Origin of the sequence: Bartonella sp. AS69XJJH (assembly GCF_042195585.1) — a bacterium.
In the GTDB taxonomy this organism is placed as follows: Bacteria; Pseudomonadota; Alphaproteobacteria; order Rhizobiales; family Rhizobiaceae; genus Bartonella.
The window spans coordinates 1-5,057 of sequence record NZ_JBHIOO010000044.1; the positions used below are offsets into that span (position 1 = coordinate 1).

Consider the following 5,057-nt stretch of genomic DNA (forward strand, 5'->3'; position numbering starts at 1 on the left):
TTGTTAGAATTTTTAAGTCTCTTTCACAACAAGATCTGACAAAGTGCAAGGAACTCATGGAGAAAGTAGAAAAAAAACGGTGCTTGCAGAATAGAATACCTTGATCCCCTTATTTTATACACCGTAAACATAATTTTATATGTTAAAAAACAATAATATCATTTTGAAATAATTGAATAAATATGCAAATTATGCTAAGATTTTATACGTTTTAAATTGCAAATCTAATGGAGCTACAAATATGCTAAATAAAGTGACGTTAATCGGGTGCCTCTCTTTAAACATCTCATTAAAATTTTATTGAATATTAGATTAGGGAACTACCTATGACCAATACAACTATATCTAAAAAATATGAAATTACTGACGAAATCAAAGAAGTTTGCGATGCTGATACACGTCAACCTAAACACTTTTATCGCATTCGTGCATTAAGAGATTTCGATGATGTCAAGGCGGGGGATCTTGGCGGGTTTATTGAAAAGGAAAGCAATTTATCCCATGATGGCAATTGCTGGGTCTATGATGATGCTATAGTTGCATATGATGCTATTGTTAGTAAAAATGCAAAGGTACGTAATGAAGCCGCCGTTGCTGGTAATGCGAAAGTTTATGATAATGCTATAGTGAGTGGTAAAGCTAAAGTTTATGGTCATGATACCCATGTTTATGGCAATGCACAGGTTTCTGATAATGCGAGTGTTAATGGTAGTATGTGGGTTCGTGGTAAGGGAGTCGTTCATAGCACGTGCGTGGTTAATGACAATGCCAAGGTTTATGGTGATGCAAAAATTTGTGGTCAAGTTTGTAACAATGCCGTGGTTTATGGGAAAGCCTTTATTGCTGTAAATGCAAAAATTTATGACAATGCCAAGGTTTGGCATAGTGCTGATGTGAGTGGCTTTGTTTATGGCAATGCAAAAGTATCAGGGTCTGCTTATATATATGAGGGTGCTCATATTTTTGATAATGCAAGAGTTTATGGAAAAGCGGTTGTTTACAAAGATGTCAAAATTTATGGTAACGCCGCTCTTAAGGAAAAGAAAACATTTCGTGATGATGTTTGTAGTAATGATGCCATTAGTGAAAAAACAGCGTAAATAACGGCGCGGGGGGCTCCTGCTTTAAAATAGAAAGCCATGTCATTTGCGTGGTGTGGCTTTATGTTTATCAAAAGATAAAAACATAATTTTATATATTAAAAAACAATAATATCCTTTTGAAATAATTGAAAAAATAAGCAAATCATGCTAAGATTTTCTATGTATTAAAATACAAATTTAAGGTAAGAAAAAACATGCTAAATAAAGTGATGTTAATTGGGCGTTTAGGTGCTGATCCCGAAAGCAAAACAATGAATTCTGGAGCAGAAATAGTCAATTTTAGTATAGCAACTTCTGAGAGCTACACAGATAAAAAGACTAATCAAAAAGTAGAGAAAACAGAATGGCATTCAGTTGTGATTTTTAATCCACATTTGGCAAAAATTGCACTTCAGTATCTCAACAAAGGTTCAAAGGTTTACGTAGAAGGCAAATTACAGACACGCAAATGGCAAGATAAAAATGGGCATGACCGTTATACAACAGAGATTGTCTTACCACAATTCAAAGGCGAGTTGTATTTGCTTGATGCCAAAAAAGATCAATCGGCATCCCCTACCCCTTCACCTATTACTTCTCAAAATTATGCTATCGCTTCAGGGGCTGCTGATCATAGTGCACTCATTAATAATGATAGCATACCATTCTGATTGAAAAAAATATGACAAAAAGAAAAAAACGTGCAAAACGCGGACGTCCTCGGATTAAAGGATGTATCAGAGAACCAAATGGACGCATCTCACGAGCAAAAACACCGCATGAACCCATGGATAAATTGGCAATTGAAATGCGTGCCAAACGCTTCTGTTTGACCATAGAAGAGGCTAAAAATCCGCTTTCCGGCACCTATATTGGGCGGCTTTATTTGCAAGGCGAAATAAATCAAGACCAATATGATGCTGCACAAAAATATCTTGAAGTGAAAAACAATTACCTCTGTGCAAAAGCCTTACCAAATGCAATTTACGATGAAATGCCTACAACTTCTGATAGCGGAGCAAGAGAGAAATGGGTACAGAAGGCAACAGAACATCTTTTAGCTGTAAAAGATGTTGTTCAAGAAGCTCAATGTTTACACCGTCAATATAACCTTCATGCCGCATTACAATATCTTGTCATAGAAGATCAATCACTACCACATCTTGTGCTCTCATTGCGCATTGCTCTTAATGTGCTTCATAAGCACTTTAGCCGTTAAAAAAGAATTGACATCAGATGAAAAATCATTAAAATGTGTATATATTTACACATTATGAGTTTAGGAAATGGAACAAGATAGCCGAAAAATCATTGCAAAATTAAAGCGTGATGGCTTTGAACTTGTCAAAGTAAAAGGTTCTCATCATAAATTAAAAAAAGATGGTAAGGTTGTTATTGTTCCACATCCTAAAAAAAATCTTCCGATTGGTACAGCACGTTCTATCGCACAACAAGCAGGTTGGTTAAAAAAAGGAGAAGAAAAATGAAAAGATTTTTTGCTCTTGTTCATAAAGATGAAGATTCTGCTTTTGGTGTTCAGTTTCCTGATTTTGAGGGGCTTTTTTCTGCTGCTGATGAGGAAGAAAATTTAATCGCAAATGCAACAGAAGCACTTCAACTTTATTGTGAAGATATAGATATAGTGCCTATTCCTTCAAAATTTGAAGAAGTCATACAACGGGAATCTGTCAAAACAGCTTTGTCAGAAGGAGCTTTTTTAATACAAGTCCCCTTTATTGAAAATGATGCAGAAGTGGTACGTACGAATATATCTATTGAAAGAGGGCTTTTGCGTGCAATTGATGATTGTGCACAAGAAAGAGGTTTAACAAGATCTGCTTTTTTGGCAACAGCAGCGCGTCACGAGCTTAATATTTAGATTTTCTTCTTTTTTGGCTGTGTCAATACATACCTTTTTGTTTCTAAAAACACCATATTTAGGTAAAAAAAATAAAAAAAACACAAGATAATGATTTTTTTGTTGACATGATGTGAAAAATCATATTTAATGACGCTACTGCACTAGTCTTATTGCGTCTAAAATTCAAAAATATCCCCTAAAAATTCAGTAAAATGTGATCTTCAAACGTGGCTAGAAAGTCCTGTTTTCTGGGGAATTCTGACTAATCTATTTTTCAAATAACAAAAATCAATATTTGACTAATGATGTCATTAATTATGACTCAAAAGGAGCGAAGATGAAAGCAATCATCACGAAGCCAATGTGTGTTGTTGGAGACAATAAAAGCACTGTTCGCTTTGAACCATCAACACCCAATAATCCATTTGTTGAAGTTTCTAATCAAGTCTACGCACGTCTCAAGCGCGCCAATGCTGCAAAACTTTTTGTTGACGTCAAGACAACAGCAAAAACAGATAAGGCAATTGAACAAATTAAGCAGATAAAACAAGAAGCCGTACAAACATCATCTGAATCAGTGACAGAGGAAATTCCACTCGAACAGCCAAAAGCATCTAAAGTTTCCAAGTCACCTACCCCCAAAAAGGCTTAGAAGTTGAAGTTAATCATCCACCAAAAATGGTATCTTCAACAGGTGAAGGATACCTTCACAAGTCTTCAAGCACCACGCCTTAATTGGGCTTTGCGTAATGCTATAAACACCTCTGCAAAACAAGTCGAACGCTTTACTGAAACACAAGTTGCCAAAGTTACATCCGCCCAATCAAAGCGTGTCAAAAAAGGGGTTTATATTAAAGGAAAGGCTACAGCAAAGCTTCTCGAGACAGATATCATTGGTTCTGGAACACCGATACCTCTTAAATTTTTTCAAGCAAGAGAAACAAAACGCGGTGTAACTTACACAATGTTTGGAAAGAAAAAAATCTTGCCCCATGCTTTTATCATGGGAGGCAGTTTTCCAAAACGTGTTGAGTTAAAAATGGGAGGGAATGTGTTTCAAAGAGATGATGGAGACCAATTCCCTATTGCAAAACAAGAGGGACCCTCAATTGCTGGAGTGATGTCCAAGCCAGAAATTGCAAGTGCTATTGTAAAAAAAGCCAATGAAAGATTAATTGCCAACATACAGTACCAACTTGCTCGTCAAGAATATGCCGCCAATAAGAAAGCTAAATAATGTTCTTAAGCTATGTCAACACACTACTCACTTTAATTGTAATTTTTAAAGCAGATTATCACTTGCGCTTTGGTTTTTTACAGAAAAAATACAATAAAATCAATGCAAAAGGTACTTCCCAGCGGGTTGGGTCTGTTGCGGGGCAGGACAGCGCGAACTATCGCTAGCGACAGAATTTTCAAATTGACTGTACATTGTACACTTAACTTATTGATAAATAATGATTTTAGTGTGTACAGTATGATATGTAAAATGTCTCCTTATCGCATTGAAGCCCGTTTTTCAGTTCGTGATGTAAAGCTTTCTTTCTTGGTACGCCGAAAGCCCCTTTCCTCAAGATGAGAAAAAAATCAAGGCAAGGAGCAACTATGAATAAGAAAACGCGTAAGGGTCTATCGGTTCGTGCGTTTGCAAAAAAGATGGGTGTTTCACATAATGCGGTGGTTTCTCGGATAAAGACAGGTAAATTTGATGCAGCTCTTTTTGAAGATGGTTCTGTCAATGAAGCCCTTGCCACAGCTATCTGGAATGAGAATCCAACAAAGCGCCCTGCTTCACTTTTAGCGCCGGATGGAAAGGTGCGGACAAAGATCAAACAAGCCTCCACAGATGGAGCCAATGAATACAAGATAAAACTGGAGCGGATGCAAGTTGCGCTAGCAAAAGAAAAGATTGCTCTGGAAAAGTTACGCGAAACAACTGTCGATCGTGAAGAAGTGAAAAAGGCAGCGCGTGAGTTTGGAAGAGCGCACCGTGATGCTATGTTGAATTTTCCTCATCGATTTGGTGCAAGCATTGCTGCACAAGTTGGATGTGATGCAGCCAGCCTTATTGGTGCTATTGATTATTATATGAGAACCGCTTTGCTTGAGGCGGT

The 5,057-nt window shown here is 36.9% G+C and carries 8 protein-coding genes; all 8 read left to right on the forward strand.

Features of this window, described 5'->3' with window-relative positions; translation table 11 throughout:
• Window positions 1–326 precede the first annotated feature (326 nt).
• Window positions 327–1,100, forward strand: coding sequence for a hypothetical protein (locus ACFIK6_RS09050; protein WP_273783654.1), 774 nt, complete (start codon window positions 327–329; stop codon window positions 1,098–1,100).
• A gap of 197 nt (window positions 1,101–1,297) precedes the next feature.
• Window positions 1,298–1,753, forward strand: coding sequence for a single-stranded DNA-binding protein (gene ssb / locus ACFIK6_RS09055; RefSeq protein ID WP_273783655.1), 456 nt, complete (start codon window positions 1,298–1,300; stop codon window positions 1,751–1,753).
• An 11-nt stretch (window positions 1,754–1,764) separates the two neighbouring features.
• Window positions 1,765–2,301: a hypothetical protein gene (locus ACFIK6_RS09060; RefSeq protein WP_375642668.1), complete on the forward strand. Its 537-nt coding sequence runs from the start codon at window positions 1,765–1,767 to the stop codon at window positions 2,299–2,301.
• Between the two features lie 67 nt (window positions 2,302–2,368).
• Entirely contained in the window at window positions 2,369–2,569 is a 201-nt protein-coding gene (locus ACFIK6_RS09065; RefSeq protein WP_007553727.1) for a type II toxin-antitoxin system HicA family toxin, read from the forward strand.
• Window positions 2,566–2,961, forward strand: a complete 396-nt coding sequence (locus tag ACFIK6_RS09070; RefSeq protein ID WP_005864994.1) for a type II toxin-antitoxin system HicB family antitoxin — start codon at window positions 2,566–2,568, stop codon at window positions 2,959–2,961. Before ACFIK6_RS09065 ends, ACFIK6_RS09070 begins: the two co-directional genes overlap by 4 nt.
• 319 nt (window positions 2,962–3,280) lie before the next feature.
• Complete coding sequence (locus ACFIK6_RS09075) at window positions 3,281–3,595, forward strand: hypothetical protein (RefSeq protein WP_375642669.1); 315 nt, start codon at window positions 3,281–3,283, stop codon at window positions 3,593–3,595.
• Window positions 3,596–3,598: 3 nt separating this feature from the next.
• Window positions 3,599–4,180 (forward strand): hypothetical protein, encoded by a 582-nt coding sequence (locus ACFIK6_RS09080; RefSeq protein WP_375657328.1) that lies wholly within the window; start codon window positions 3,599–3,601, stop codon window positions 4,178–4,180.
• Between the two features lie 368 nt (window positions 4,181–4,548).
• Window positions 4,549–5,057: hypothetical protein (locus tag ACFIK6_RS09085; RefSeq protein WP_375677571.1), on the forward strand; the 509-nt coding region annotated here is incomplete at its 3' end.

Coding starts and splice junctions, on each gene's coding strand:
- ssb (WP_273783655.1), top strand. CDS start 1,298: ATGCTAAATAAAGTGATGTTAATTGGGCGTTTAGGTGCTGATCCCGAA.
- ACFIK6_RS09060 (WP_375642668.1), top strand. CDS start 1,765: ATGACAAAAAGAAAAAAACGTGCAAAACGCGGACGTCCTCGGATTAAA.
- ACFIK6_RS09065 (WP_007553727.1), top strand. CDS start 2,369: ATGGAACAAGATAGCCGAAAAATCATTGCAAAATTAAAGCGTGATGGC.
- ACFIK6_RS09075 (WP_375642669.1), top strand. CDS start 3,281: ATGAAAGCAATCATCACGAAGCCAATGTGTGTTGTTGGAGACAATAAA.
- ACFIK6_RS09070 (WP_005864994.1), top strand. CDS start 2,566: ATGAAAAGATTTTTTGCTCTTGTTCATAAAGATGAAGATTCTGCTTTT.
- ACFIK6_RS09050 (WP_273783654.1), top strand. CDS start 327: ATGACCAATACAACTATATCTAAAAAATATGAAATTACTGACGAAATC.